The sequence below is a fragment of the Roseibium sediminicola genome, from assembly GCF_023156505.1.
GTDB lineage: Bacteria > Pseudomonadota > Alphaproteobacteria > Rhizobiales > Stappiaceae > Roseibium > Roseibium sediminicola.
In genome coordinates, this window is record NZ_JALNMJ010000001.1 from 241,973 (window position 1) to 267,241 (window position 25,269).

General features: G+C 62.3%; 25 protein-coding genes and 1 riboswitch. Of the genes, 18 read left to right on the top strand and 7 right to left on the bottom strand.

Translation table 11 applies throughout. The annotated features are described in order from the left end of the window. Positions 1-46: 46 nt before the first annotated feature. From M0H32_RS01055 to M0H32_RS01065, 3 genes are all read left to right on the top strand, one after another. Positions 47-919, top strand: coding sequence for a cytochrome c oxidase subunit 3 (locus M0H32_RS01055; RefSeq protein WP_248149623.1), 873 nt, complete (start codon positions 47-49; stop codon positions 917-919). A gap of 77 nt (positions 920-996) precedes the next feature. Continuing rightward, entirely contained in the window at positions 997-1,389 is a 393-nt protein-coding gene (locus M0H32_RS01060; RefSeq protein WP_248149626.1) for a DUF983 domain-containing protein, read from the top strand. A 35-nt stretch (positions 1,390-1,424) separates the two neighbouring features. Continuing rightward, positions 1,425-2,180 carry an SURF1 family protein gene (locus M0H32_RS01065; RefSeq protein WP_248149628.1) on the top strand — a complete coding sequence of 252 codons (756 nt, stop codon included), beginning with the start codon at positions 1,425-1,427 and terminating at the stop codon, positions 2,178-2,180. Positions 2,181-2,541: 361 nt separating this feature from the next. Here the strand turns inward: M0H32_RS01065 and M0H32_RS01070 are convergent, their stop codons facing one another. Together M0H32_RS01070 and M0H32_RS01075 are read right to left on the bottom strand one after the other, a co-directional pair. Further along, positions 2,542-3,030: a peroxiredoxin gene (locus M0H32_RS01070; protein WP_248149630.1), complete on the bottom strand. Its 489-nt coding sequence runs from the start codon at positions 3,028-3,030 to the stop codon at positions 2,542-2,544. Positions 3,031-3,157: 127 nt separating this feature from the next. Further along, positions 3,158-3,979 (bottom strand): protein-disulfide reductase DsbD domain-containing protein, encoded by an 822-nt coding sequence (locus M0H32_RS01075; RefSeq protein ID WP_248149632.1) that lies wholly within the window; start codon positions 3,977-3,979, stop codon positions 3,158-3,160. A gap of 183 nt (positions 3,980-4,162) precedes the next feature. On the opposite strand from M0H32_RS01075, the gene M0H32_RS01080 reads away from it, so the two are divergent. The 5 genes from M0H32_RS01080 (at position 4,163) to M0H32_RS01100 (ending at position 11,305) form a co-directional block, all read left to right on the top strand. Then, on the top strand, positions 4,163-4,759 hold the full coding sequence (locus tag M0H32_RS01080; protein WP_248149634.1) for a YqgE/AlgH family protein: 597 nt from the start codon (positions 4,163-4,165) through the stop codon (positions 4,757-4,759). A 213-nt stretch (positions 4,760-4,972) separates the two neighbouring features. Next, positions 4,973-6,379 (top strand): threonine synthase, encoded by a 1,407-nt coding sequence (gene thrC, locus M0H32_RS01085; RefSeq protein WP_248149636.1) that lies wholly within the window; start codon positions 4,973-4,975, stop codon positions 6,377-6,379. 4 nt (positions 6,380-6,383) lie between these two features. After that, positions 6,384-7,673 (top strand): M16 family metallopeptidase, encoded by a 1,290-nt coding sequence (locus tag M0H32_RS01090; RefSeq protein WP_248149637.1) that lies wholly within the window; start codon positions 6,384-6,386, stop codon positions 7,671-7,673. A 49-nt stretch (positions 7,674-7,722) separates the two neighbouring features. Further along, positions 7,723-8,361, top strand: coding sequence for a GNAT family N-acetyltransferase (locus M0H32_RS01095; RefSeq protein ID WP_425607280.1), 639 nt, complete (start codon positions 7,723-7,725; stop codon positions 8,359-8,361). 31 nt (positions 8,362-8,392) lie between these two features. Next, positions 8,393-11,305 carry an EAL domain-containing protein gene (locus tag M0H32_RS01100; protein ID WP_248149639.1) on the top strand — a complete coding sequence of 971 codons (2,913 nt, stop codon included), beginning with the start codon at positions 8,393-8,395 and terminating at the stop codon, positions 11,303-11,305. A gap of 354 nt (positions 11,306-11,659) precedes the next feature. Here M0H32_RS01100 and M0H32_RS01105 read toward each other — a convergent pair whose 3' ends face one another. The 4 genes from M0H32_RS01105 to ispH are packed head-to-tail and all read right to left on the bottom strand — an operon-like array spanning position 11,660 to position 15,036. Then, on the bottom strand, positions 11,660-12,583 hold the full coding sequence (locus M0H32_RS01105) for a diacylglycerol/lipid kinase family protein (RefSeq protein ID WP_248149641.1): 924 nt from the start codon (positions 12,581-12,583) through the stop codon (positions 11,660-11,662). 35 nt (positions 12,584-12,618) lie between these two features. Continuing rightward, positions 12,619-13,071, bottom strand: a complete 453-nt coding sequence (rnhA, locus tag M0H32_RS01110; protein ID WP_248149643.1) for a ribonuclease HI — start codon at positions 13,069-13,071, stop codon at positions 12,619-12,621. After that, the gene (gene thrB / locus M0H32_RS01115) at positions 13,068-14,033 is read right to left on the bottom strand and encodes a homoserine kinase (protein ID WP_248149646.1); all 966 of its coding nucleotides are present in this window, start codon (positions 14,031-14,033) and stop codon (positions 13,068-13,070) included. The genes rnhA and thrB overlap by 4 nt, the downstream gene beginning before the upstream one ends. Positions 14,034-14,037: 4 nt before the next feature. Beyond that, positions 14,038-15,036: a 4-hydroxy-3-methylbut-2-enyl diphosphate reductase gene (ispH, locus tag M0H32_RS01120; protein ID WP_248149648.1), complete on the bottom strand. Its 999-nt coding sequence runs from the start codon at positions 15,034-15,036 to the stop codon at positions 14,038-14,040. A 273-nt stretch (positions 15,037-15,309) separates the two neighbouring features. Between ispH and M0H32_RS01125 the strand changes: the two genes are divergently transcribed. The 8 genes from M0H32_RS01125 to M0H32_RS01160 all read left to right on the top strand — a co-directional run bounded on the left by M0H32_RS01125 (position 15,310) and on the right by M0H32_RS01160 (position 22,939). Further along, positions 15,310-15,894, top strand: a complete 585-nt coding sequence (locus M0H32_RS01125) for a hypothetical protein (RefSeq protein WP_248149651.1) — start codon at positions 15,310-15,312, stop codon at positions 15,892-15,894. 139 nt (positions 15,895-16,033) lie between these two features. Continuing rightward, positions 16,034-16,126: riboswitch (glycine riboswitch) on the top strand. A 183-nt stretch (positions 16,127-16,309) separates the two neighbouring features. After that, positions 16,310-17,461 carry a glycine cleavage system aminomethyltransferase GcvT gene (gcvT, locus tag M0H32_RS01130; protein ID WP_248149654.1) on the top strand — a complete coding sequence of 384 codons (1,152 nt, stop codon included), beginning with the start codon at positions 16,310-16,312 and terminating at the stop codon, positions 17,459-17,461. A gap of 27 nt (positions 17,462-17,488) precedes the next feature. After that, positions 17,489-17,860: a glycine cleavage system protein GcvH gene (gene gcvH, locus M0H32_RS01135; protein ID WP_248149655.1), complete on the top strand. Its 372-nt coding sequence runs from the start codon at positions 17,489-17,491 to the stop codon at positions 17,858-17,860. 3 nt (positions 17,861-17,863) lie between these two features. Next, positions 17,864-18,349, top strand: a complete 486-nt coding sequence (locus tag M0H32_RS01140) for an OsmC family protein (protein WP_248149657.1) — start codon at positions 17,864-17,866, stop codon at positions 18,347-18,349. Positions 18,350-18,582: 233 nt separating this feature from the next. After that, a complete protein-coding gene (gene gcvPA, locus M0H32_RS01145; protein WP_248149659.1) occupies positions 18,583-19,929 on the top strand; it encodes an aminomethyl-transferring glycine dehydrogenase subunit GcvPA in 1,347 nt (448 codons plus the stop codon). Next, a complete protein-coding gene (gene gcvPB, locus M0H32_RS01150; protein WP_248149660.1) occupies positions 19,926-21,518 on the top strand; it encodes an aminomethyl-transferring glycine dehydrogenase subunit GcvPB in 1,593 nt (530 codons plus the stop codon). The genes gcvPA and gcvPB overlap by 4 nt, the downstream gene beginning before the upstream one ends. A gap of 287 nt (positions 21,519-21,805) precedes the next feature. Next, positions 21,806-22,273 carry a MarR family winged helix-turn-helix transcriptional regulator gene (locus tag M0H32_RS01155; RefSeq protein ID WP_248149662.1) on the top strand — a complete coding sequence of 156 codons (468 nt, stop codon included), beginning with the start codon at positions 21,806-21,808 and terminating at the stop codon, positions 22,271-22,273. A gap of 21 nt (positions 22,274-22,294) precedes the next feature. After that, positions 22,295-22,939 carry a cysteine hydrolase family protein gene (locus M0H32_RS01160; RefSeq protein WP_248149663.1) on the top strand — a complete coding sequence of 215 codons (645 nt, stop codon included), beginning with the start codon at positions 22,295-22,297 and terminating at the stop codon, positions 22,937-22,939. A gap of 35 nt (positions 22,940-22,974) precedes the next feature. On the opposite strand, the gene M0H32_RS01165 is transcribed toward M0H32_RS01160, so the two are convergent. Then, positions 22,975-23,676 carry a glutathione S-transferase family protein gene (locus tag M0H32_RS01165; protein WP_248149664.1) on the bottom strand — a complete coding sequence of 234 codons (702 nt, stop codon included), beginning with the start codon at positions 23,674-23,676 and terminating at the stop codon, positions 22,975-22,977. Between the two features lie 95 nt (positions 23,677-23,771). Between M0H32_RS01165 and M0H32_RS01170 the strand changes: the two genes are divergently transcribed. Further along, the gene (locus tag M0H32_RS01170) at positions 23,772-24,215 is read left to right on the top strand and encodes a MarR family winged helix-turn-helix transcriptional regulator (protein ID WP_248149666.1); all 444 of its coding nucleotides are present in this window, start codon (positions 23,772-23,774) and stop codon (positions 24,213-24,215) included. Positions 24,216-24,305: 90 nt separating this feature from the next. Then, on the top strand, positions 24,306-24,890 hold the full coding sequence (locus tag M0H32_RS01175; protein ID WP_248149668.1) for a hemerythrin domain-containing protein: 585 nt from the start codon (positions 24,306-24,308) through the stop codon (positions 24,888-24,890). Positions 24,891-25,269: the final 379 nt, after the last annotated feature.

The window sequence follows — 25,269 nt, forward strand, 5'->3', positions numbered from 1 at the left end:
TTGCGCGGCAACGTGCATGATATGACTGTCTTTGGGGAGCTTGCCAATGGCTGAGGCACATACCAATAACCACGACTACCACCTGGTGGATCCGAGCCCGTGGCCGTTCATCGCGTCCATGGGCGCGTTCATCATGGCCCTTGGCGCAATCGGCTTCATGAAATACGCGCAGGGCACGGAATTCGTGCTCCTGGGCATGAACCTGACGGGCTGGGGCCTCTTTGCGGTCGGCCTGCTGATCGTTCTTTACGTGATGTTCGGCTGGTGGCGCGACACCGTTCGCGAATCCCAAGCGGGTCATCACACACGGGTCGTGTCCCTGCACCTGCGTTACGGCATGCTGCTGTTCATCGCCTCCGAAGTGATGTTCTTCGTCGCCTGGTTCTGGGCCTATTTCGATGCTTCGCTGTTCGCCGGCGAAGCCATCCAGTACGCCCGCGTCGAGGCAACTGGCGGACACTGGCCGCCGGCAGGCATCGAAACCTTTGACCCGTGGCACCTGCCGCTGCTCAACACCCTGATCCTGCTGTGCTCCGGCACCACCGTGACCTGGGCGCACCATGCGCTGCTGCACAATGACCGGGACGGCCTCAAATGGGGTCTCACCCTGACGGTGATCCTCGGTGTACTGTTCACCATCTGCCAGGCCTACGAATACGGCCATGCGGCGTTCGGCTTCAGCGGCAACATCTACGGCGCGACCTTCTTCATGGCGACCGGCTTCCACGGTTTCCACGTGATTGTCGGCACCATCTTCCTGGCGGTCTGCCTGGTCCGTGCGATGATGGGGCAGTTCACCGTCGAGAAGCATTTCGGCTTCGAGGCCGCTGCCTGGTACTGGCACTTCGTTGACGTCGTCTGGCTGTTCCTGTTCGTCTCCATCTACATCTGGGGCGCAGGCACACCGGCCGCTCACTAGGCATCCGCCACTGACTGAGACAGCGCCCGGTCCGTCTGACGGATCGGGCGTTTTCGTTTCGCGATCGTGAGGCAATCATGGAAGACAAGGCACATTTTCCGCCCGTCAATCCGGTAACGGCAGGGCTTGCCGGCAAATGCCCGCGCTGCGGCCAGGGACGTCTGTTTGACGGCTTCCTGAGCGTCAAGAAATCCTGCCTGTCTTGCGGCCTGGATTATTCCTTCGCCGACAGCGGCGACGGTCCGGCCGTGTTCGTGATCATGCTGGTCGGCTTTGTCATCGTCGGACTGGTGTTGTTTGTCGAATTGTCGTTCCAGCCGCCGATCTGGCTTCACATGGTGCTGTGGCTGCCGTTGACCGTGATCCTTGCCGGTGCGGTCCTGCGGCCGCTCAAGGGCCTGATGATCGCCCTGCAGTTCCGCCACAAGGCGGAGGAGGGCCGTCTGGACGACGGCACCAACGACCACTGATCTTCTGACCTCCAGCGAACCAAGAAATCTCTGCCATGGCGCCCTTGCGCAAACTTCTGATCCCGACGATTGCGGCCGGCGCTGCGCTTGCCATTCTGCTCTATCTCGGCTTCTGGCAGCTGGACCGGCTGGCCTGGAAGGAACACCTGATCGAACAGGTGGCCGCCGGTGTTACGGCTGATCCGGTGGAGGCTCCGGGGCCGGCGGACTGGGCGTCGCTCTCTGAAGACGCAGACTACCGGCATGTCGTCCTGAACGGCCATTTTCTGGACGGCGCCGTTTTCTATTACATCGCCCTTGAAAAGCCTGCAGGCCGCCTTGGCGGTCCGGGGATGATGGTTTATGCGCCGTTTGAAACCGACGAAGGCTGGGTGGTGCTCATCAACAGGGGTTTCGTTCCCCAGGGCCTGAACCAGGCCGAGCGCGACAGCCTGGTGACACCGCCGGAAGGCGGCAGGCGGTTGACGGGCCTGCTGCGGCTGAGCGAAAAGCCGAACTGGACCACGCCGGAACCCGATCCGAACGACAGGATCTGGTTTGCGCGCGATACCGATGCAATGGCTGACGTCCTGGGCGTATCCGAAAAGACCCTGGCTCCCTACAGCATAGATCTCGATGCTGATTTCACGCCACCGTCCGGATTGCCACAGGCCGGCGAAACCATTGTCCGCTTCAAAAACGATCATCTTGGCTATGCGCTCACCTGGTTCGGCCTCGCCGCCACCCTGATCGGCGTCTTCCTGACCTATGCCGCCAGCATCCTGTGGCCGCGCAGGAAGGTCGACGGGTAAGCTTTGATTGCATGCCCCTACTCCCTTTGGAGAGTAGCGCAATCGCATGTGGCAGACACGCCACAAATATCGGTGTCACCCCGGGCGAACGAAGTGAGACCCGGGGCCTACTCGTTTGCAGAGAGCATGAGAGGAAGCGCTCTTTTGTATCCTCCCAACGCTTTGGCACGCGGATCTGAGAGTGGGTCCCGGCTCGCGCTACGCTTGGCCGGGAAGACACCGAGGGTGCTGTCATTCCTAAAACTTTGGCAACGAAACACAAATCGCAGCGCCCTCACTGCATGATCGGAAACACTCGATCGCCCCAAGAAAAAGGGGCCATGACGGCCCCTTAAACATTCTCGAAATTATCGCGATTGGCTCAGCCAAGCGCTTCCAGGATCGCGGCGGCGCCGGTCTTGGTGGCTTCGCCCGGAGTTTCCTCGATGGCCAGGAAGGTCACTTCGCCGTCTTTTGCGATCAGCGCGAAGCGCTGTGAGCGCAGGTGACCGAAGATCGGCGCCGGACCGAGACCGAGACCGGCGGCCTCGACAAAGCCGGCGGCGGTATCGGACAGGAAGGTGACGCTGTCACCGGCGTTGGACGCCTTTTTCCAGGCATCCATGACGAAGACGTCGTTGACCGAGACCACGGCGATGGTGTCTACGCCCTTGTTTTTCAGGGTCTCTGCATGTTCCACGAAGCCGGGCAGGTGGTTCATGTGACAGGTCGGGGTAAAGGCGCCCGGCACACCGAACAGCACCACCGTCTTGCCGGAGGTCAGGTCGGCGGTGGTCATCTCGCCGGGGCCGTCCGAGGTCATGATATTGAATGTGGCCTCCGGAAGCCGGTCTCCAACCTTGAGTGTCATAGCAACTGTCCCTTATCTGAGCGGCTGCGGAAGAAAGCAGCCCGCTGCACAGATAGGGCGTTTGCACGCGTACGTCGAGGGTGCGTTTGGGTGAAACCGTCTGCCTGTCCAACTTGGGCCGGATCGGCTACTTGACCCATTCCGGCGCAATTGGCTCCAGATGCTCGATGGCCTTGCCGCCGGCGCTGAGAACGAGTCGGAGCGTCGTGTCGTCCGCCGTGGTTGAGAGTCCCTTGGTGGACAGCATCCAGACGGCCTTGCCTCCGGAGCGTTTGGCGGGTTCGGGAAGTCCAATGAACGACCCTTCCGGGCCGGCAGCAAAAAGATCGGTGTTCGAATGATCGCCGACCTCAGCCTCGATCCGGAGCGTGTCCCCGCTCTCGCCAAGTTCGACCGCCCGGATGCGGAAGTCGTCGCTTGTGGCTGGGCCCGGAACAGCGGCCAGGTCCCGGCGGATCAGGCGGTCCGCCAGATCGTCTGCATGCATGGAGGCGTTCAGGTCCAGGGTCAGAGCGGCGTCTCCCGGAACGCAGATGTCGCTGCAGACACCGAAGAAAAGATCGATCGAAAGCGAGACGGTCTGTTCTGGTGCCTCGGGCGTAATCAGCAGGGGCAGCACAATGCCGTCGTGATAGACGATCGAGTTCGAAAACCCGTCTGAATAGCGTTCCGGTACCGGATATAGCACATCCAGCGTTTTAACGTTCTTGCTGCTATCGATGGAAATCTGCGGTGGGATGCCGGCTTCGCCGGGCGCGCGCCAGTAGGTGTGCCAGCCCGGCTCCAAAAGGAATTCCAAACCCGCCAGATAGTGCCCTTCCGACGACGGACCCGCGGCGATCAGGCGGACGGCGCCGCCTTGAACCTCGGTCCAGTCGGTCATGGCCGCCCGGGCGGAGGCGGGCAGGAGCAGGGCGAGCAAGGGCAGAAGTGCAACGAGCTTTTTCATGCCTTCTTGCTACACGAGTTTCAGGCAAGCGTCATCGCTCACAATGGCGTGCGGGTTCATAACCTTGTGACGGTGTTGTGAAGCCGGAGCGCCGCGCCCGGGGGAATCAGACATTAACAAAGCCCGGCAATGGAGTTATGCTCCGAGGGAAGGCAGAGGGCGCCAACAGAGTACGAGGTACGCATGGCAGGAACCGAAGCAACAGATACCCTTGAAGGGCAGTTTCTGATTGCGATGCCGAGCATGGCAGACAGCCGGTTCGAACATTCCGTGATATACATGTGCTCCCATTCCGAGCAAGGCGCGATGGGGCTGGTGGTCAACCAGGTGGCGCGCCACCTCTCCCTGGAAGAACTTCTGATCCAGCTGGACATCGTCAATGACGAAAGCGCCATCCGCCTGCCGCCGTCCGTGCGCGGCATGAATGTGCACAAGGGCGGACCGGTCGAGGTCGAGCGCGGCTTCGTCCTGCACAGCGACGATTTCATGCTGAACCAGTCCACCCTGACCATCGACAATGGCATCTGCCTCACCGCGACGCTGGAAATCCTGCGGGCCCTCGCCCAGGGGGCCGGACCCGCGCAGGCAATCCTTGCCTTGGGCTATGCGGGTTGGGGCCCCGGTCAGCTGGAAAGCGAAATCCAGTCGAACGGCTGGCTGACCGCGCCCGCCGATCCCGGCATCCTGTTCGACCGGGAAGCGGAAACCAAGTGGCAACGTGCGCTCGGTTCTCTCGGGATCGACCCGGCCATGCTGTTCTCCGACGCGGGCCACGCCTGACGGGAAGGCCAAGCCGCGCCGGCAGGCAATCTATTCCCCCACAGTCATCATTTTAGCCAAAAGCGACTTGCGCTTGAATGTTATGGCGCGTAAGTCGCATGAATGGCATGGTTTGTTTCAAATCCGCCGGGTTTCAAGTAATCTGAAAGTCTGGCTCAACGGGCAGGGGGCGGCAAACGTCCCGCAGCGAACAAAGCAAAGGGAAGTTGCGCGGTGAAATATATCAGCACGCGTGGGGAAGCTCCGGTACTGGAATTTTCAGATGTTCTGCTTCAGGGGCTGGCGCGCGACGGTGGCCTTTATCTTCCCGAAACCTGGCCGCAATTCGACGCGGACACCATCGCCTCTTTTGCCGGCAAGCCCTATGCCGATGTCGCCTTTGAAATCATCCGGCCGTTCGTGGCGGGTGCGATCGCCGAAGACACGCTGAAAGAGATGATTGTCGATGCCTATGCCGGTTTCCGGCATCCGGCGGTGACACCGCTGGTCCAGACAGGCGCCAACACCTTCATTCTCGAGTTGTTCCACGGCCCGACGCTGGCCTTCAAGGATGTGGCCATGCAGCTGCTCGGCCGCATGATGGATCATGTGCTCGCCGAACGCGGCCTGCGCGCCACCATTGTCGGCGCGACTTCCGGGGACACCGGCGGCGCCGCCATCGAAGCCTTCCGGGGCCGCGAGCGCACGGATATCTTCATCCTGTTCCCGGATGGACGGGTGTCCAACGTGCAGCGCCGCCAGATGACGACGCCGGCAGAGGATAATGTGCATGCCCTTGCCCTGACCGGCAATTTCGACGATTGCCAGGCCATCGTCAAAGGCATGTTCAATCACTTCGCGTTTCGCGACAAGGTGCGCCTGTCGGGGGTCAACTCGATCAACTGGGCGCGTATCCTGGCGCAGATCGTCTATTATTTCGTCGCAGGTGCCGCCCTTGGCGCGCCGCACCGCAAGGTCTCCTTCACCGTGCCGACGGGCAATTTCGGCGATATCTTCGCAGGTTATGCCGCCATGCAGATGGGCCTGCCGGTGGAGAAGCTGATCGTTGCCACCAACGTCAATGATATTCTGGCGCGTACGCTGGAGACGGGCCGCTATGAAAAGCGCGGCGTGACGCCGACCATTTCCCCGTCCATGGACATCCAGGTGTCCTCCAACTTCGAGCGCCTGCTCGCCGAAGTGTGCGGCCGCGACGGCGATGCCGTGCGCCGGATGATGAACCAGCTTGGCCAATCGGGCAGCTTCACGATCGAGGACGGGCCGCAGGCCGCGATGCGCGCGGTGTTCGGCGCGGGCCGCTGCAACGAGGCGGAGACGGCCGCGACCATCGCGGAGACCTATGCGGAGGCGGGCTACCTGCTCGACCCCCATACGGCGATCGGCGTGCATGTGGCCAAGCAACACGAAGATGGGTCGGTGCCGATGGTGGTGCTGGGGACGGCCCATCCGGCCAAATTCCCGGATGCGGTCGAAGAAGCCGCCGGTGTGCGGCCGGACTTGCCTGAAAACCTGAAAGACATGATGAGTGCGGAGGAGCGCCAGCAGGTTTTGGCGGCCGAGCAGGGTGTGGTGGAACGATTCATCGAAGAACACGCCCGGGCCGTCACCGCTGGGGTGTGACTATATGAATGTAAAAACAACGGTTCTTGAAAATGGCATGACGGTCGTGACCGACCAGATGCCCTACCTGAAAACGGCGGCGCTCGGCGTCTGGGTGCGCACCGGTTCGCGGGCCGAAACCGTGCACCAGAACGGCATCACCCATCTTCTGGAACACATGGCCTTCAAGGGCACCAAGACCCGCACGGCGCGGGGCATCGCGGAAGAGATCGAGGCGGTCGGCGGCGAACTCAATGCCTCCACCAGCATCGAGCACACCAATTATTACGCCCGCATCCTGGCGGAAGACGCGCCGCTGGCGGTCGATATCCTGGCCGACATCCTGCAGAATTCGACCTTCGATGCCCAGGAACTCACCCGCGAACAGCATGTGATCCTGCAGGAGATCGGCGCGGCCAACGATTCCCCGGAAGACCAGGCCTTCGACCTGTTCCAGGAAACTGCCTGGCCGGACCAGGCAATCGGCCGGCCGATCCTGGGAACGCCGGAAACGGTGCAGGGCTTCAACCGCGACGCTCTGAACAGTTATCTCGGCGAACGCTACCGGGCGCCGGACATGGTTCTGGCGGCTGCCGGAGCCGTCGATCACGAAGCACTCGTGGCGATGGCGCGCGAGAAATTCGGCGGTTTCAACAGCGAACCCGCCGCGGCGGAGACCGAGGCCAGTTATCGCGGCGGCGAAACCTTGCGTCCCAAGGAACTCATGGAAGCCCAGGTGCTGATCGGCTTCGAGGGCCAGCCCTACAAATCCAAGGATTATTACGCGATCCAGATCCTTGCCTCCGTTCTGGGCGGTGGCATGTCCTCACGGCTGTTCCAGGAAATCCGCGAGAAACATGGTCTGTGCTACGCGATCTACAGTTTCCACTGGGCTTTCTCCGACACCGGCCTGTTCGGTCTGCACGCGGCCACCAGCCAGGAAGATCTCGGCGCTCTTATGCCGATGATCACCGATGAGCTGGTGTCGGCGGCGCAGACCATCACCGATGAGGAGGTCGCACGCTCACGCGCCCAGATCCGGGCCGGCCTGATGATGGCCCTGGAGAGCCCGGCGGCGCGCGCCGGCCAGATCGCCCGCCAGATCCTGGTGCATGGACGGGTGCTTGATCCGGACGAGATTTCGAGCAAGATCGAGGCGGTGACCGCGGCCGATCTGCGCCGGGTCGCCCACGAGACATTTGTGGGTAGCGTGCCGACACTGACGGCAATCGGCCCGGTAGATGGTATCATGAGCGCGCGTGAACTGGCGGACAGGCTCCAGCAGAGCCAGGTCCTGCGCGCGGCATCCATGTGACTTCCGTCCGTTTGGTGGCGGACTGAGGAACAAGGCGGAGAGCGGGGGCATGGCGCTGCTACGGCCGGGAACATCACCTGACGCCGAACTGATGATCGAAGCGGGCGGCTATTATCTGCGTCCGCCGATCATGTACGATTTCAAGCCCTGGGCGGCGCTGCGCGAGGAAAGTCGCGTCTTTCTGAAACCCTGGGAACCGCTCTGGCCTTCCGACGACCTGACCAAGACCGGCTTCCGCCGGCGCTTGCGCCGTTACGCGCGCGACCGCAAGGAAGGCCGCAGCCTGTCCTTCCTGCTGTTCCGGGCCAGGACGAACGAGATCCTGGGCGGGTTGACCTTGAGCAATATCCGCCGCGGCGTCAGCCAGACTGCGACACTTGGCTACTGGATGGGAGAACGGCACGCGGGAAAAGGGCACATGTCTTCCGCGGTCGCCATGATCTTGCCGTTTTGTTTCGACGTCTTGAACCTTCATCGCATTGAAGCGGCCTGTTTGCCGACAAACATGCCGTCCATCCGTCTCCTGGAAAACGCAGGGTTTCAACGCGAAGGCTACGCACGCAACTATCTGCTGATCAACGGTGCCTGGCAGGATCACCTGCTGTTTGCCTGTTTGGCGGAAGATCATGCGTCACGGCCCTCGAGAGTGGCTCCGAGCGTTGAGGGAATCTTGAAAGAATTCTTGTGACATGCGTCTCAAACCGGTAGTTCTTCGCCCCATGTCGATTTTGAGACCGGATACTACCAGCAGCGTGTTTAGAAACCTCGTCATTGCTTTGTCGTTGATTGCGGCGTTGCTTGCCGCTTTGCCCGCGCAGGCGCTGGAACCGATCCCCGTGCCGATCGATATCGAGGCGCTCGATATCACCAATTCGATCGAACTGCACCGGGAGGCGGGAACGCGCCTGCAGGTGTCGACCGCCCCTGGTGCCGACGGCATCGTGCGCCGGATCGAGGTGCCCTCGCGCGATGGCACCAACACCAACTGGGCGGTGTTCTCGCTTGCCAACACCAGCGACGACCAGATCGACAGGCTCATCGTCGCTCCCAATTACAAGCTGGTCGGCTCGGACCTGTTCTGGCCGGATCTCGGCTCCTCGCGCATCGCGGCGATCACGCCCAGCCAGGGCATTGCGCCCGAGCGCCAGAAAAGCCTGGAGGCGGACGTCTTTCTGGTGACGCTCGACCCCGGTTCGATTGTCACATTCGTCGCCGAGATGACCACGCCGAACCTGCCGGAGATCCGCGTCTGGGAACCGGATGTCTATGAGGAAACCGTCAATGCCTACACGCTCTACCGCGGCATCATTCTTGGCATTTCCGGTCTTCTGGCGCTGTTCCTGACCATTCTCTTCGTGGTCAAGGGAACCGTCATGTTCCCTGCGACCGCGGCGCTCGCCTGGTCAGTTCTGGCCTATCTGTGCATCGATTTCGGTTTCTGGGGCATGGTCTTCAATCTGGAGGGCGGCGGCAGCCAGCTCGCCAGGGCCTGCGCGGAAGTGATGCTGGCGGCCAGCCTGATTATCTTCCTTTATGCCTATCTCAACCTGAACCGCTGGAACATCCACTATTCCCATCTGGCCCTGACCACGCTCATCCTCATTCTGGGCCTTCTGGGCGTCGCGGTCTGGGATCCGTCGATCGCCGCCGGCATTGCCCGCCTGGCGCTCGCGATGATCGGCCTTCTGGGCTTCGTCACCGTCGCGGTGCTGGCCTTCCAGCACTATGACCGCGCGATCCTGCTGATCCCGACCTGGTGCCTGCTGATGGCCTGGCTGATCGGTGCGGCCATGACCGTGACCGGATACCTTTCCAACGACATTGTTCAGCCGGCGCTCGGCGGCGGCCTTGTTCTGATCGTTCTACTGATCGGCTTCACCGTGATGCAGCATGCATTTGCGGGCGGCGCGATCGCGCAGGGGCTGATTTCCGACATCGAGCGCAAGGCGCTCGCCCTGACAGGGGCCGGCGACATCATCTGGGACTGGGACATCGACCGCGACCGCATCTATACGGGCAACGAGGTCGAGGACATGCTCAACCTCAAGCGCGGCACCCTGGAGGGGCCGGCGCGCGACTGGCTCGACATCCTGCATCCCCAGGACCGGGACCGGTTCCGGGCAACGCTCGACGCGGTCATCGACCAGCGCCGCGGCAAGGTCGTGCAGACTTTCCGGCTGCGCTCGGAAGATGGCCATTTCCGATGGTTCCGCCTGCGCGCCCGGCCTATCATCGGCTCGGACGGCGAGGTCATCCGCTGTGTCGGCACGCTGCTCGATGTCACCGAGGAACGTACGGCGGAAGAACGCCTGTTGCACGACGCCGTGCATGACAACCTGACCGGCCTGCCCAACCGCGAACTCTTTGTCGACCGGTTGCGTACCAGCGTCGTGCGCTTCAAGGCGGAAGAGACCGCCAAGCCTACCATATTGGTTCTGAACCTCGACCGGTTCAAGCAGGTCAATGACAGCATCGGCCTTTCGGCCGGCGACAGCATCCTGTTGACCGTCGCCCGCCGTCTCGGCCGGCTGATTGGCCAGCAGGACACGCTTGGGCGCCTGTCCGGGGACCAATACGGTCTCGTGCTCCTGTCGGAACAGGAGCCGGACCGGATCGTCGCCCTGGCGGATTCGCTGCGCAAGGCCGTGCGCGCGCCGATCACCTTCGGCGACCGCGAAATCTTCCTGACCTGTTCCGTCGGCATCGCCTTTTTCGAGGGCGGCAAGCAGGGCGTCGAGGACATGCTCACCAATGCGGAGATCGCCCTCAACCACGCCAAGCGGCTCGGCGGCGACCGCCAGGAAGTGTTCCGGCCGATCCTGCGTCCGCTCGACAAGAACATCGTCGATCTGGAAGCGGATCTGCGCGAGGCGATCAAGAAGGAAACCCTCGGGGTGTTCTTTCAGCCGATCATCCGGCTTGAGGACCAGGGAGTTGCCGGCTTCGAGGTGCTGGCCCGCTGGAACCACCCGAAGCGCGGCAAGATTTCGCCGTCGGAGTTCATACCGGTCGCCGAGCAGTCCGGCCTGATCAACGAGCTCGGCATGTATATGCTCGACAAGGGTGCCCAGCAGCTGGCCATCTGGCAGCGGGAATTCCCGATGCCGCGGCCGCTCTTCACCTCGGTCAACCTGTCTTCGCGCCAGCTCCTGAAGCAGGACCTGATCAACGACGTGAAGGCGGTCCTGTCGCGCACCTCCGTGGAGCCGGGCACGTTGAAACTGGAGTTGACCGAGTCGCTCGTCATGTCGAACCCGGAATATTCCGCCAAGGTGCTGGAGCGCCTGCGCGGTCTGGGGGCCGGCCTATCGCTCGACGACTTCGGCACAGGCCATTCCTCGCTGTCCTATCTGCAGCGCTTCCCGTTCGACACGATCAAGATCGATCAGTCCTTCGTCAAACCCAGCGGCTCCTCGGCACGGCCGGTGCTGCTCCGAACCATCGTGGCCATGGGGCATGATCTCGGCATGTCGGTGGTGGCGGAAGGCGCGGAGAGCGAAAATGACGCCCTCGAGCTTTACCAGCTCGGCTGCGAATACGCGCAGGGCTACTTCTTCGGCGAAGCCGTCTCGGCCAACGAGGCCACACGGCTCCTGCGCAAGATGCCCGCGGAGACCGCGGAAACGGCTTGAATTGGAGGGGCACGGTCGCACCTGTGCCCCTGTCCGACGTGGCTGTGTTCAATATGAAAAGCTTCTCACCTTTGTCACCCCATGGCTCGACCCACTGCTGTCCGGTTTAAACGACAGTGAATTAGGCAAGACGTTGGAACGCTTGGTCTATCCGCGGTGAACGGCTTGTCGGACATGATGCAGCCATGCCGCTTGCTGCTGTCTCCCCCCTTGTGGGGGAGACTGGAACAAGAGGCAAAGCCTTTATGCGATCAGAAGCCCTGCTTAACCGGACAGCAGTGGGTCAAGCCCTGCAATGACAGAGACAGTGGTATCGAGCTAAGACCGCTAATCCTTTAAAGCGCTTATCGCCCCTCATGGCACCAGCACGGGCACCGTCTTGTCCGTCTGGCGGATTTCCAGCGGGGTGGCACCGAACGGGTCACCGTCGACCTGGGCGGCGACAGGACCGTCCGCTGAAATCCGCGCGGTCTTGAACGGAGTGACCGAAGCCCCCCTTGCCTTGTGGATGCGGCCGAGCAGCAGCGCGATGCCGTAGCAGAAGGATGACCACGGATCGTCCCGCTCCAGCACCAGCATATGCAGCCCCGGGTCGGTAGCGCCGCCCGGGCTGATCACGAAGGGGCCGCCATAATGGCGGGCGTTGCTGGCGACGGCGAATTTGCCTTTGAGCTGCACTCCGTCCATATCGATCGTCAGCGACGTGCTTTGGCGCGTCAGGCCGGCCTTCAGCGCGGTGATGACATAAGCGAGCTTGCCGAGACGCCGCTTCAAGGTCAGGGGCACGGCGTGAACGACCTCGGCGTCAAAGCCGGTGGAGGCCATCAGCACAAACGGGCGGCCATTGGCGAGACCGAAATGAAGCGGTTTGGTCTTGCCTTGGAAGATCATGTCTGCGATGGCCCCGGGCGTGCGCGGAAGCGACAGTTCCAGGGCGAGCACATTGGCGGTGCCGAACGGGATCACGGCGAGCTCAGGCGGTTGCGGATGGTCCTGAAAGCCGGTCAGGGCTTCGTTGATGGACCCGTCGCCGCCGGCGACCACAAGGGTTTTGACCTGAAGGGACGGATCGGAGCAGATCTCGCCGATCTCGCCGGCATGCCGGGTCAGCCTGATTTCGGTCCTGCAGCCCAGATCCTCCAGGCGCTTGCGTACCTCGTCAAGGAATTCGGCGCGGTAGCCACCCGAGGTCGGGTTGGCCATGATCAGCACCTTGCCGGCAAGATCGGGTGTGATCGTGCGCGGTGACGCCGGGCCGGACCACCAGCAAATTTTCACTCAAGATCCTCTGCGCATCAGACAGGATTCGTCGCTTATCCGCCGCTCTTATAAGGGGCCATGCCGCCACGCGCCAGCTCATCCGCGCGTTCATTGTCGGGATGGCCTGCGTGTCCCTTGACCCAGTGCCAGGTCACGTCATGACGTTCCCTCGCGGCGTCAAGAGCTTGCCACAGATCCGCGTTTTTGACCGGTTTGTTCTGGGAGGTCCGCCAGTTCTTTCGCTTCCAGCCGGCCAGCCATTCGCGAATGCCGCTGCGCACATAAGTGCTGTCGGTGTAAAGGTCGATGGCGCAGGGGCGCTTGAGTGCGTTCAGCGCTTCAATGGCGGCGGTCAGTTCCATCCGGTTGTTGGTGGTTTCCGTTTCGCCGCCCTTAAGTTCTTTTTCATGCTCACCAAAGCGCAGGATGGCACCCCAGCCACCCGGTCCCGGGTTGCCGGAACAGGCGCCGTCGGTATAGATCGTCACGCGGTTGCTGTCGCTCATCGTTCCAGTCCATAGGCTTCCGCCGTGTCGACACTTTGGTGAAAGCGCAGCTTCTTGACGTATTCCATCGGGTCTTTCGGGGTAACCAGCGCGCCTTCAGGCACGCTCAGCCAGTCGTAGAGACGGGTCAGCAGGAACCGCAGGGCTGCGCCGCGGCAGAGGGTGGGCAGGGCGTCATATTCCGCCGTGTTAAGCGGCCGCACGGCGCTGTAGCCTTTCAGCAAGGCCTTGGCCTTGGTGACATTGAACGACAGGTCCTGCTCGAAGCACCAGGCATTAAGACAGATGGCGATGTCATAGGCGAAGGCGTCGTTGCAGGCGAAATAGAAGTCGATCAGGCCCGACAGCTCGTTGCCGAGGAAAAACACGTTGTCCGGAAAGAGATCGGCGTGGATCACGCCGCTGGGCAGATCCTGCGGCCAGACCGCTTCCAGATGCGCAAGCTCCCGCTCGATTTCATCGCCGAGGCCAGCATGTACCGTGTCGCTGCGGGCACCACATTGTTCGAACAGGGGCCGCCAGCCATTGACATCGAGCGCGTTCTTGCGGAAGCCGTCATAATCGGCACCGTCGAGATGCAGTTCCGCCATGGCCTTGCCGAGTTCGGCGCAATGGTCCGTGCGCGGCCGCTTGACCCACATGCCTTCCAGAAAGGTCACCAGCGCGGCCGGCCGGCCGGCCAGCGTGCCGAGCAAATCGCCAGAGCGCGAGGCGACCGGCGTCGGGCAGGACAGACCCTTGGCGGCCAGATGCTGCAGCAGATTGAGGAAATAGGGCAGGTCCGCGGGGTTTACCCGTTTTTCATAGAGCGTCAGGATGAAGGACGCCTTGTCGGTATGGACGAGAAAGTTGCTGTTCTCGACGCCTTCGGCGATGCCCTTGAAGGACAGCAAGCGCCCCACGTCGTAGCTGCCGATGAAGGCGTCCAGTTCTTCATCGGTCACTTCGGTGTAAACTGCCATGCTGTTATCCGGTGGCTGCCGTGGCCGGGCCGGTCGCTTCGCGAAGCTCCCGCGGCAGGTTGAAGGCGATGGTTTCCTCGGCGGTGCGCACCGTTTCGACCGTGACGTCGAAACGGCCGGCAAAGGCGCCGATGATTTCCTCTACCAGAGTCTCCGGGGCCGATGCACCCGCTGTCAGGCCCAGAGCGGCGATTCCTTCGAAATCCGGCCAGGAAATCTCGCTTGCGCGCTGGATAAGGACGGACGTACGGCAACCGGCGCGCTCGGCGACTTCGCGCAGGCGCTGGGAATTGGACGAATTCGGCGCGCCGACCACGATCATCGCGTCGACTTTCGGCGCGACCTCCTTGACCGCTTCCTGGCGGTTGGTGGTGGCGTAGCAGATGTCTTCCTTGTGCGGCGCGACAATCTCCGGGAAACGCTCCTGCAGCACGGCAACGATCCCGGCGGTGTCGTCCACCGACAGGGTGGTCTGGGTGATATAGGCGAGTGGGCGGTCCGACTTCGGCACATAGGCGCGGGCGTCGTCCTCGGTCTCGATCAGGGTGACCGTGCCCTCGGGCAGCTGGCCCATGGTACCAATGACCTCGGGATGGCCGGCATGGCCGATCAGGAGCACTTCGCGGTCGCGCCGGAAATGGATCTCGGCTTCCTTGTGCACCTTGGAAACAAGCGGGCAGGTCGCGTCCAGAAAGAACATCTTGCGCGCCTCGGCATCCGCTGGAACGGACTTCGGCACGCCGTGAGCGGAGAAGATCACCGGGCGGCTGGCATGTTCCGACGGAATTTCTTCCAGCTCCTCGACAAAGACGGCGCCCTTGGCCTTCAGGCCATCGACCACGAACTTGTTGTGCACGATCTCGTGGCGCACATAAACGGGTCTGCCGTACTTCTCCAGGGCGAGTTCCACGATCTGGATCGCCCGGTCGACGCCGGCACAGAAGCCGCGCGGCGCGCACAGGTGAATGGTCAGCGATGGTTTTGCGTGTCTGGTTTCGGTCATCTGATGTTTTCGACACTCCTGTCTGCGCGCAATAAGGGCTTGCAGGTCTTCCCTGTCAAGGGAGGCGCGGCGAACTGCGCACCATTAATACCCAAGGGCATTGGTCCTGGCCTATCTGTTGGACCTTTGCCGTTCACAGGGGAGGCGCTCCGGTCGACGCACTATTTCAGCCACATTCTGCTGGTTCAAGCTTTGCGAACGACACGTCTCGCCAAGCAAACCGGCAGCTGCTATGAAGCTCCGCCGAAGACAATGCAGCAATATGGACAGAATATGAGCAGTGCGACCCCCGCCGTTCCCGGCAAGACCCTGAAGGCATTTGTGACCCTCGGCCTTTTGGCGACAGCTCTTGGGGGCTGCGCTGGCGCAGCGGACGGTGTGGCCGGCAAGATCATTTCCGGCGGTCAGGAACCGATCGAGATTTCGCCGGACACCTTTGCCGCGCCGGTTCCCTGTCCGCCGATGCAGCTGAAATCGACCACCTACCTCATCATGAAATATGTCCGCGGCAAGGACGATGATCCGCAAGGATTGCTCTACCAGGCCACCATCGAGGACTGGGCGAACACGTGCACCCAGGAGCCGGACGGCTCAAGGCGCGTCAAGATCGGGCTTTCCGGTGACGTGACCACGGGACCGGCGTGGAAAGGTGGGGAAGTGGTTCTGCCGCTGCGCGTTGCCATCATTTCAAGCGAAGACGGCGCCAAGCCGTTGTCCTCGGATCTGATCAAGATACCGGTGACGGTCGGGGCCGGTGCGCCGAGCGAAACCTGGACGCTGATCGAGAACAAATTCATCGTTCCGGCCGGTCAGGGCGCCAAGATCGTGTTCGGTTTTGATGAAGGCCGCCGCCGCTGACGGCGCTGATTCAGAAGCGAGCGGACCTGGAGCTGGGTAAAATCGCCTAGACGTGCTGTCGCATATTGACAAGACCATGTCCGCCTCGCACAATCGCGCCTCAATCGGGGTCGTCCCCCGATAGGTGTGGAGACACGCCCTCGTTTGTGCGGGAGAGGCCGGGTGAAAAGATCCCGGCGCCGAAGGAGCAACCGCCCCGGAAACTCTCAGGCGAAAGGACCGCACGAGCTAAAACGCTCTGGAAAGCAGTGCTCTGCTGGCAAAGCCACGCGGACTGCTCACCGAAGGAGTAACCGGGCGGCGCGCGTTGCGCCCGAAGGGAAATCTCTCAGGTACTCGGACAGAGGGGGTGCAGACGGACAAGGTCCTTTCGGGCCTGTCCGGGACTGCGCAACCCCGAACTCGAGGACCGTTCATGGCGGAACCCGTTGCAGAGACAGATCTGAAACAAACGCCTCTTCATGACCTTCATGTCGAACTTGGCGCCCGCATGGTGCCCTTCGCCGGGTATGCCATGCCGGTGCAGTACAAGGCCGGGATCATGGCCGAGCATCAGCAGACCCGAACGAAAGCGGGCCTGTTCGACGTGTCCCATATGGGTCAGGCCTTTCTGATCGGCCCCGATCACGAAACGACCGCCCGCGCGCTTGAGGCGCTGACCCCTTCCAATTTCGTCGAACTCGGCCTCGGCCGGCAGCGCTACACCGTTCTCCTGAACGATGAGGGCGGCATTATCGACGACCTGATGGTCACCCGCTCGGTGTCCGAGGAAGACGACGGCCGGCTGATGCTGGTGGTCAACGCGTCGCGCAAGGATGTCGACTATGCGCATTTCCGGGCAAGGCTGCCGGAAAATGTCCGCCTGGAAGTGGTCGAGGACCGTGCCCTGATCGCCGTGCAGGGCCCTGAAGCGGTGGCGGCTGTCGCCGCGCATGCGCCGAAGGCCGCGGAGCTCGCCTTCATGGCCGCCTCTTCCATGGAATTCGACGGCATCGACTGCCACATTGCCCGCGCCGGCTATACCGGTGAGGACGGCGTGGAAATGTCCGTGCCGGCGGGGGCCGCCGAGGCCATTGCCCGCGCGCTTCTGGCCGACGACCGGGTCGAGCCGATCGGGCTCGGTGCCCGCGACAGCCTGCGTCTGGAGGCCGGGCTCTGCCTTTACGGCCACGATATCGACGAGATGACCTCGCCGGTCGAAGGCGCCATCACCTTCTGCATGCAGAAACGCCGCCGCGAGGAAGGCGGTTTTCCGGGCGCCGAACGGATTCAGCGGGAACTCGCCGAGGGCCCGGGCCGCGTGCGCGTCGGTCTGCGCCTCGACGGCAAGGCCCCGGCCCGCGAAGGCGCTGAAATCGCGCTTGTCGACGGCCCGGTCATCGGCACGGTCACGTCCGGAGGCTTCGCGCCGACGGTCGGTGCGCCGATCGCCATGGGCTATGTGCCGGCCGAGCATGCCGCTGTCGGCACGGCGCTGGAACTTGTCGTGCGCGGCCGGCGCCTGCCGGCAACCGTTGCCAACATGCCCTTCGTGCCCAACCGCTATTACCGCAAACCCAAAGCATAAAACTTTCCAGAAGATGGACCTGACAACATGACAACCTATTATTCCAAGGATCACGAGTGGATTTCCGTTGACGGCGACGTCGCCACCATCGGCATCACGGCCTATGCTCAGGAACAGCTGGGCGATGTGGTCTATGTCGAGCTGCCGGAAGCCGGCAAGGCGCTGTCCCAGGGCGACGAGGCCGCCGTGGTCGAATCGGTCAAGGCCGCCAGTGAGGTCTATGCCCCGATCGACGGTGAAGTCGTCGAGGCCAATGACGCCCTGACGGACGAGCCGGCCAAGGTCAACGAAGACCCGGAAGGTGCGGCCTGGTTCATGAAGTTGAAGGTCGGCGACGCCGGGCAGTTGTCGGACCTGATGGATGAGGCCGCCTATAAGGCATACGTGGAGACACTGTAATTCATGGCAGGGCACTACTACACCGCACAGGTAGAATGGGCATGCGACGGCGACTATGCCGGCAATGCCTATTCCCGTGGTCACATCTGGCGTTTTGACGGCGGCCTGGAAATCCCGGCAAGCGCTTCGCCCACGGTGGTGCCCTTACCCTATGCCATTGAAGCCGCCGTCGATCCGGAAGAGGCCTTCGTCGCCGCGATTTCGTCCTGCCACATGATGTCCTTTCTGGACCTCGCGCGCCGGGCGAATTTCGTTGTGTCCAGCTACCGCGACAACGCACAGGGCGAACTCAGCCGTGTGGCGCGCGGCAAGATGGCCATTACGAAAGTGGTGCTGAAGCCGTCCATCGCGCTTGTCGCGGCGGAAGAACCGGATCCGACCTGGCTCGCAGATCTGCACGAAAAGGCCCATGAAGTCTGCTTCATCGCCAATTCGGTGAATTGCGAGATCGTGGTGGAGCCCGAACCGCTCCGCCTGGTCGCGCCGTAATTTCAGGATCGGGCCGTGCTCATCTCGCGGCCGGGTCCACACCCTGGACGGTGTCCCGTTCTCTCCACCGTCATCCCGGACGGTGCGACAGCGCCGAGCCGGGACCGGGGAGCCCGTACCCGATAGCCTTTTGGCTCTCCGGTCCCGGGTCTCACTGTGTTCGCCCGGATGACGAATTGAGAGTTTGGCCGAATACCGGTCCACACCTGGATCAACACCTTGGGAGCTGCCTGATGCGCTACCTGCCTTTGAATGAGACCGACCGCGGCGACATGCTCGCTCGGATCGGCGTCAACTCGATTGACGACCTGTTTGCGGACATTCCGGAAAATGTCCGTATGAAAGAACTGCTGGACCTGCCAAAGCGGGCCAGCGAATTGGAAGTGGAGCGCAAGCTCTCTGCCATGGCCGCGAAGAACACTTCGGCTGGTTCCGTACCGTTCTTCGTCGGCGCCGGGGCCTACAAGCACCATGTGCCGGCCACCGTCGACCACCTGATCCAGCGCTCGGAGTTCCTGACCTCCTATACGCCGTATCAGCCGGAAATCACGCAGGGCACGCTGCAATACCTGTTCGAGTTCCAGACCCAGGTCGCGCGCCTGACCGCCATGGATGTCGCCAACGCTTCCATGTATGACGGCTCCACCGGCACCGGCGAAGCCGTGCTGATGGCGCACCGGGTCACCAAGCGCAACAAGGCGGTGCTGTCCGGTGGCCTGCACCCGCAATACCGCGAAGTGGTCGAGGGCCTGTCCAACATGGCCGGCGACCGGGTCGTCAGCCTGCCGGCCGATCCGACCGGTACCGAGGACATCCTCTCCCAGATCGACGACGAGACCTCCTGCGTGGTGGTGCAGTCGCCGTCCTTCTACGGCCAGATGATCGACCTGAAGCCGATCGCCGAGAAGGCGCACCAGCACAAGGCACTGCTGATCGCCGTCTTCACGGAAGTGGTCTCCCTCGGCCTGATCGAGCCTCCGGGAACCCAAGGGGCCGACATCGTCGTCGGCGAAGGCCAGTCCATCGGCAACGGTCTCAATTTCGGAGGGCCTTACGTTGGCCTGTTCGCCACGCGCCAGAAATATGTCCGCCAGATGCCGGGCCGTCTTTGCGGCGAAACGGTCGACGCGGAAGGCAAGCGCGGTTTCGTACTGACGCTCTCGACCCGCGAGCAGCATATCCGCCGCGACAAGGCGACCTCGAACATCTGCACCAACTCGGGCCTCTGCTGCCTGGCCTTCACCATCCACATGTCGCTGCTGGGGCAGGCGGGCCTGACCAAACTCGCCCGCATCAACCACGGCAACGCGGTGAAGCTGAAAAAGCTGCTGGCCGGAATTCCGGGCGTCGAAGTGCTGAATTCGGCCTATTTCAACGAGTTCACTATCGCCTTACCGAAAGTGGCTGAGGACGTCGTCGAACAGCTCGCCGAACGTGGCATTCTGGCCGGCCTGCCGGTTTCGCGCCTGGAACCGGGCAACAAGGACCTGGCGAATCTGCTGGTCGTCGCCTCGACCGAAGTGAACACCGATGAAGACCGCGCGGCCTTTGCAGACGCGCTGAAGGAGGTGCTGGCATGAGCATGAACACGCAAGGCCGCCCGACCGCTGCGGGCGAAGCGGGCGACAGTTTCCGTCCGAAAACCTTTACCGGCAACCGCGGTCTCGACATGGAAGAGCCGCTGATCTTCGAATTCGGCTCTCTGGAAACCACCGGCGTCGACCTCGATGAAGACGAAAGCGCCGAATTCGAACTCGGCGGTTTTAGGCGCCAGGCGGCCATCGGCCTGCCGGGTCTTGCCGAACCGGAAGCCATGCGCCACTACGTGCGCCTGTCGCGCAACAACTACGCGATCGACAGCGGGCTTTACCCGCTTGGTTCGTGCACCATGAAACATAATCCGCGGCTGAACGAGAAGATGGCCCGTCTGGCCGGCTTCGGTGACATTCACCCGCTGCAGCCGGTCTCTTCCGTGCCGGGCGCACTGGAACTGATCGACTCCCTGGCGCATTGGCTGATGGTCTCCACCAACATGTCGGCCGTTGCCATGAGCCCGAAAGCCGGCGCGCATGGCGAACTCTGCGGCATGATGGCGATCAAGGCCGCGCACACGGCCGCCGGCCGCGATCCGAAGATCGTGCTGGTTCCGGAAAGTGCCCATGGCACCAACCCGGCCACCGCCGCGCTGCTTGGCTACAAGGTGGTCAACATCGATGCCAAGGACGACGGTACCGTCGATCTGGAAGCGCTGAAAAGCACCATCGCCGAGCATGAAGGCAACATTGCCGGTATCATGCTGACCAATCCGAACACCTGCGGGCTGTTCGAGCGCGAGGTCAAGCAGATCGCCGACCTGATCCATGCGGCGGACGCCTATTTCTACTGCGATGGCGCCAACTTCAACGCCATTGTCGGCAAGGCACGTCCGGGTGATCTTGGCGTCGACGCCATGCATATCAACCTGCACAAGACCTTCTCCACGCCCCATGGCGGCGGCGGTCCGGGTTCCGGCCCGGTGGTCCTGTCCGCTCGGCTGGCGCCTTACGCACCTTTGCCTTTCATCCGCAGGACGGAAGACGGCCTGGAACTGGTCGAGACCAATGCGGCGACCAAGGACGGCGAGCAGCCCTTCGGCCGCATGACCGCCTTCCACGGCCAGATGGGCATGTATGTGCGGGCGCTCTCCTACATGATGAGCCACGGCTCGGACGGCTTGCGCCAGGCATCGGAAGATGCCGTGCTCAACGCCAATTATGTCCGCGTCGGCCTGCAGGACCTGATGAGCCTGCCCTTCGGCGAGCGGCCCTGCATGCACGAGGTGCTGTTCGACGACAGTTTCCTCAAGGACACCGGTGTGACCACGCTCGACTTCGCCAAGGCGATGATCGACGAGGGCTACCACCCGATGACCATGTATTTCCCGCTGGTGGTTCACGGCGCCATGCTGATCGAACCGACGGAATCGGAAAGCCGGGCAGCCCTGGACCTCTTCATCGCCACCATGCGCGACCTGGTCATGAGCGCCAAGCGCGGCGAGACGGACCGCTTCTCCGGCGCGCCGTATCTTGCCCCGCGCCGCCGCCTGGATGAAACCGGCGCGGCTCGCAATCCGGTGCTCAGCTGGAGCGAACCCGAACCGGCGGAAGTCACGCCGGCGGCTGCGGAATAAGCGGCTCGACATCAGGGAATTACGAATGGAAAACCCCGGCTTCGGCCGGGGTTTTTGTTTGTTTGAAGCCGCATTCCTCTCCATCGTCATCCCGGACGCAGCGCAGCGAAGATCCGGGGTCGGGGTGTCACGGCGTTTCGATAGGAATGGCCCAAACCCGGAAACATTGGCTCCCCGGTCCCGGCTCGCGCTGCGCTTGGCCGGGATGATGATGGTGGGGAGGAGAAAAACTAAATTGACAATAGTATTGTCATTATGACATAAAAAATGTCAAAGAGAGGTGGCCCTTGAAGAAGTCTGTCGAGCTCTACGAAATCATTCGTCTGATCCGGCCGGTGCACCGGCGTCTGGCCCGTGCGGTGGAAGCCAAATTGGAGGGCACCGGCGTCACCGTCGGCATGCGCGCGGTGATGGAGGTGCTGGAGGAGGCGGGAGCGCTGTCCGTGCCGGACATCGGCCGGGTGCTGTTTCTGGCGCGCCAGCAGGTCCAGCTGATGGTGAATGCGCTGGAGGAGCATGGCCTTGTGGAGCGCAAGCCCAATCCGGCGCACAAACGATCGCCGCTGTTTGCACTGACGGATAGGGGGCAGGGCGTTTTTGGTGAGATCCGGGCGAAGGAAAACGACGAGATCGACGCGGTCTGCGAGCTCTTTTCCGAAGGCGATCTCAGCTCCGCGCAGAAAGTGCTCTGCGCCATGCTCGATCATTTTGCCGCGTTCGAGGACGACCCGGACCGGCCGAAATCCCTTGAATAAATCGCAGACAGGAGACGCGACATGACCGGACTGTGGATCGCAATCGGACTGGGAACGCTGGCTCTCGTGGGCTATGTCGTCCTGTCGCTCAGGAAACTTTCGACCCCCACAAAGGGCGCGGCGATCGACAGGGCCGTGCGGCCGGAAACGGCGCTGGTGGTGATTGATGTCCAGGAGGACTTTACCCGCAGCACCGGCAAACATGCCTTCGATCCGGAGAAGCGCGACGCGGCACTTGCAGCGATTTCCCGGGAGATCGAAGCCTGCCGCGCCGCCGGGCATCGGATCGCCTTCATCCGCAATATCTTCCAGGACTGGCCGGTGATCCTGGCGATGAAGCTTGTCGGCGGCGGTGTCGGCACGCCGGGCCGCGAAGGGCTGAAACTGGACCGCACTCTGGACGTTCAAAACGCACCGGAATTCGTGAAATCCATTGGCGACACGTTCAGCAATCCGGACTTCGAAACCTGGCTTGCCGATAAACGGGTCGGCCGGCTGATCCTGGTCGGCCTCGACACTTGCCATTGTGTGCAGCTGACGGCGCGAGGGGCGCTGGCCCGCGGCTATGAGGTCGAGATCCGCGAACCGGCGACCCTCACGACGACCCCGGACAAGTGGTCGGCAATGAGGCAGGATCTGGCAACGGCCGGCGCCGCGCTCGCCTGAGTGAGCGCGAATTGCCCGGCGCCGGCCGGAGCCCGCTAACAGGCAGTGGCAAGCTGTTCCCGGCGCTCATGCTGTGCCAGAAGGTCGGACAGCCAGCTGTTCCGCTTCCTCAGGAAAGCCCGCAACAAATCCGGATAATCCGCGGAAACCGCATTTCGAACCGAGCCGCGTTTGGCGAGCTGATCCCGCCAGGCGGTGACCCTGTCGAGCCCGTCGAAGACATCGAGCGCCACAAAGCTCTCGAACACATCGAAATAGCGGAACACCGGTGCGAAGGCGGCGTCCACCAGAGAAAAGGACGGGCCTCCAAAGAAAGGACCGGACGGGTCGATGACGGTCTCGAGGTGCCGGAACCTTGTTTTCAGTGCCTCCGAGGCAGCGGCAAAGCCGGTGTCGTCCTTCGCGCTGTAAAACGCACCGATGCCGTTCAGGATCTGCGAGGCGAATTCGACATAGGCCCGGTGCCGGGCACGCTCCACCGGATCCATCGGATGCAGCTTCGGTGGCCTGGTCTCATCCAGGAATTCCACGATCGGCGCGGATTCGAACAGGTATTCATCGCCGACCTTCAGCAATGGAACCTTGCCGAGTGGCGAGGCCGCCTTGAACCAGTCCGGCTTGTCGGCAAGATCGATCATGAGGCGCTCGAAGGGGACTTCCTTTTCGGCAAGGACGATGGCGGCACGCTGCACATAGGGGCAGAGCGCGTGGCTGATCAGGGTGAGGGGTGTTGGCATGGGGTTCTCCATTTTCATGCAATTGCATTTAAATAGATGCATATGCATGAAAAATCAAGATTGATGCAACTGCATAAAGTTTCTATGTCTGGGACATGGTTAGGAAATCAGAGACGTCCCCCGATCCGATCGACGCCTGGGCAAGGCTGCAGCGGGCAAGCGGCAAGGTGCTTGCGTGCGTGGAAAGCCGTTTGAAGGCGGACGGATTTCCGCCGCTCGCCTGGTACGACATTCTGCTGGAGTTGCGCCGCGCCGACGGCAAGGCCCTTCGGCCGGTGGACATCGAAAAACGTATCCTCCTGGCGCAATACAATGTCTCGCGCCTGATCGACCGGCTGGTGACCGCAGGCTATGTCGACAAGCGCAGGAGCCCAGAGGACGGCCGCGGCGTGGTGATCTGCCTTTTGCCGGAAGGCGAACAGCTGCTGAAATCCATGTGGCCTTGTTACCGCGAGGCCGTCGAAGCCGAATTTGCTGCGGATCTGGACAAGGAGGACCTGGAGGCGCTGTGGCGGATCCTCGGCAAGGTGCTGCCCTGACCGGCGTTCGCTATTGTTGAACACAGTGTTTCCGCCCGGGACCTGCCCGGACGCGTATAAAGCCTGAATCGGACGCGGAACAGGACAGTCATGAACAACGGAACGGATCTCGACAAACGCACCGGCCTGCCGGAGGAATGGCTGTTCCTTTTAAAGCGGCATCCGAGAGACGACTGGGCGGATCATCGCAATCTCGGACCGCTCACAGAGTTCTGGCTGGCCCGCCACAACGGCTTCCGCCAGCTTGGCCAGACCCTCGACACGCTGCTGTCAGATTTCCGGGAGGGCCGGATCGACGCCAACCGTTTCGGTGGATTGTTCGCGCCTCGCCTGCAGCAGTTCCTCTCCGAACTTCATCACCATCACCAGATCGAGGACCATCACTATTTTCCGGTCTTCATGGCCGCTGAAAAGCGGCTGGTCGCCGGCTTCGAGCTGCTTGAAGGCGATCACGAGCTGATCCATCACCGCATCGAGACCGTGGTGAAAAGCGCCAACAAGCTGTTCGGGCAGATGGGCACCAGGGACCGGGATGCCATTCGCCGCGCAGCGGACAATTTCGCCGGCGTCAGCGACACGCTTGTTTCCGGCCTGATGCGTCACCTCGACGATGAGGAAGACCTGATCGTCCCGCTGATCCTGGAGCGCGGCGAGCGCAAGCTGGGGCTGTCATAAGAAGCCGCAGGGTCCACTTGCAAAGAGACTATGTAATACACCGAATGAGCCTCCTATTCCCTTCTCTCCCGCAAGGGGGGAGAGGGGAGTAGGCAGCTGCGCAGCACCCTCCGTGTCACCCCGGAAAAGCGCAGCGCAGATCCGGGGCCCACTCGCATTTCAACTTGCTGAAGCGGTGGAGATCTTAAGGCTGTGCCGCCGCAGAACAGGCACGCTTTGGAAGTGAGTAGGCCCCGGGTCTCGCGTTGCTCGCCCGGGGTGACACCGGAGAAATTGGAAGCTCTGCATTTCTGTTGGCTTTTGCCGTGAGGCTTTCCGGTCACACGGCCACGTCCGCGATGATCCAGAAAACACAACGTGCTTGACTCTTGTCCTGGCG

Excerpts from the sequence above, each read along its gene's own strand:
- gcvH (WP_248149655.1), top strand. The coding sequence starts at position 17,489 with ATGACAACCTATTATTCCAAGGATCACGAGTGGATTTCCGTTGACGGC.
- M0H32_RS01170 (WP_248149666.1), top strand. The coding sequence starts at position 23,772 with ATGGTTAGGAAATCAGAGACGTCCCCCGATCCGATCGACGCCTGGGCA.
- gcvPB (WP_248149660.1), top strand. The coding sequence starts at position 19,926 with ATGAGCATGAACACGCAAGGCCGCCCGACCGCTGCGGGCGAAGCGGGC.
- M0H32_RS01160 (WP_248149663.1), top strand. The coding sequence starts at position 22,295 with ATGACCGGACTGTGGATCGCAATCGGACTGGGAACGCTGGCTCTCGTG.
- M0H32_RS01100 (WP_248149639.1), top strand. The coding sequence starts at position 8,393 with ATGTCGATTTTGAGACCGGATACTACCAGCAGCGTGTTTAGAAACCTC.
- thrB (WP_248149646.1), bottom strand. The coding sequence starts at position 14,033 with ATGGCAGTTTACACCGAAGTGACCGATGAAGAACTGGACGCCTTCATC.
- ispH (WP_248149648.1), bottom strand. The coding sequence starts at position 15,036 with ATGACCGAAACCAGACACGCAAAACCATCGCTGACCATTCACCTGTGC.
- M0H32_RS01090 (WP_248149637.1), top strand. The coding sequence starts at position 6,384 with ATGAATGTAAAAACAACGGTTCTTGAAAATGGCATGACGGTCGTGACC.
- M0H32_RS01175 (WP_248149668.1), top strand. The coding sequence starts at position 24,306 with ATGAACAACGGAACGGATCTCGACAAACGCACCGGCCTGCCGGAGGAA.
- M0H32_RS01075 (WP_248149632.1), bottom strand. The coding sequence starts at position 3,979 with ATGAAAAAGCTCGTTGCACTTCTGCCCTTGCTCGCCCTGCTCCTGCCC.
- M0H32_RS01095 (WP_425607280.1), top strand. The coding sequence starts at position 7,723 with ATGGCGCTGCTACGGCCGGGAACATCACCTGACGCCGAACTGATGATC.
- M0H32_RS01165 (WP_248149664.1), bottom strand. The coding sequence starts at position 23,676 with ATGCCAACACCCCTCACCCTGATCAGCCACGCGCTCTGCCCCTATGTG.
- M0H32_RS01140 (WP_248149657.1), top strand. The coding sequence starts at position 17,864 with ATGGCAGGGCACTACTACACCGCACAGGTAGAATGGGCATGCGACGGC.
- M0H32_RS01070 (WP_248149630.1), bottom strand. The coding sequence starts at position 3,030 with ATGACACTCAAGGTTGGAGACCGGCTTCCGGAGGCCACATTCAATATC.
- M0H32_RS01125 (WP_248149651.1), top strand. The coding sequence starts at position 15,310 with ATGAGCAGTGCGACCCCCGCCGTTCCCGGCAAGACCCTGAAGGCATTT.
- M0H32_RS01080 (WP_248149634.1), top strand. The coding sequence starts at position 4,163 with ATGGCAGGAACCGAAGCAACAGATACCCTTGAAGGGCAGTTTCTGATT.
- gcvT (WP_248149654.1), top strand. The coding sequence starts at position 16,310 with ATGGCGGAACCCGTTGCAGAGACAGATCTGAAACAAACGCCTCTTCAT.
- rnhA (WP_248149643.1), bottom strand. The coding sequence starts at position 13,071 with ATGAGCGACAGCAACCGCGTGACGATCTATACCGACGGCGCCTGTTCC.
- M0H32_RS01065 (WP_248149628.1), top strand. The coding sequence starts at position 1,425 with ATGGCGCCCTTGCGCAAACTTCTGATCCCGACGATTGCGGCCGGCGCT.
- M0H32_RS01055 (WP_248149623.1), top strand. The coding sequence starts at position 47 with ATGGCTGAGGCACATACCAATAACCACGACTACCACCTGGTGGATCCG.
- M0H32_RS01060 (WP_248149626.1), top strand. The coding sequence starts at position 997 with ATGGAAGACAAGGCACATTTTCCGCCCGTCAATCCGGTAACGGCAGGG.
- gcvPA (WP_248149659.1), top strand. The coding sequence starts at position 18,583 with ATGCGCTACCTGCCTTTGAATGAGACCGACCGCGGCGACATGCTCGCT.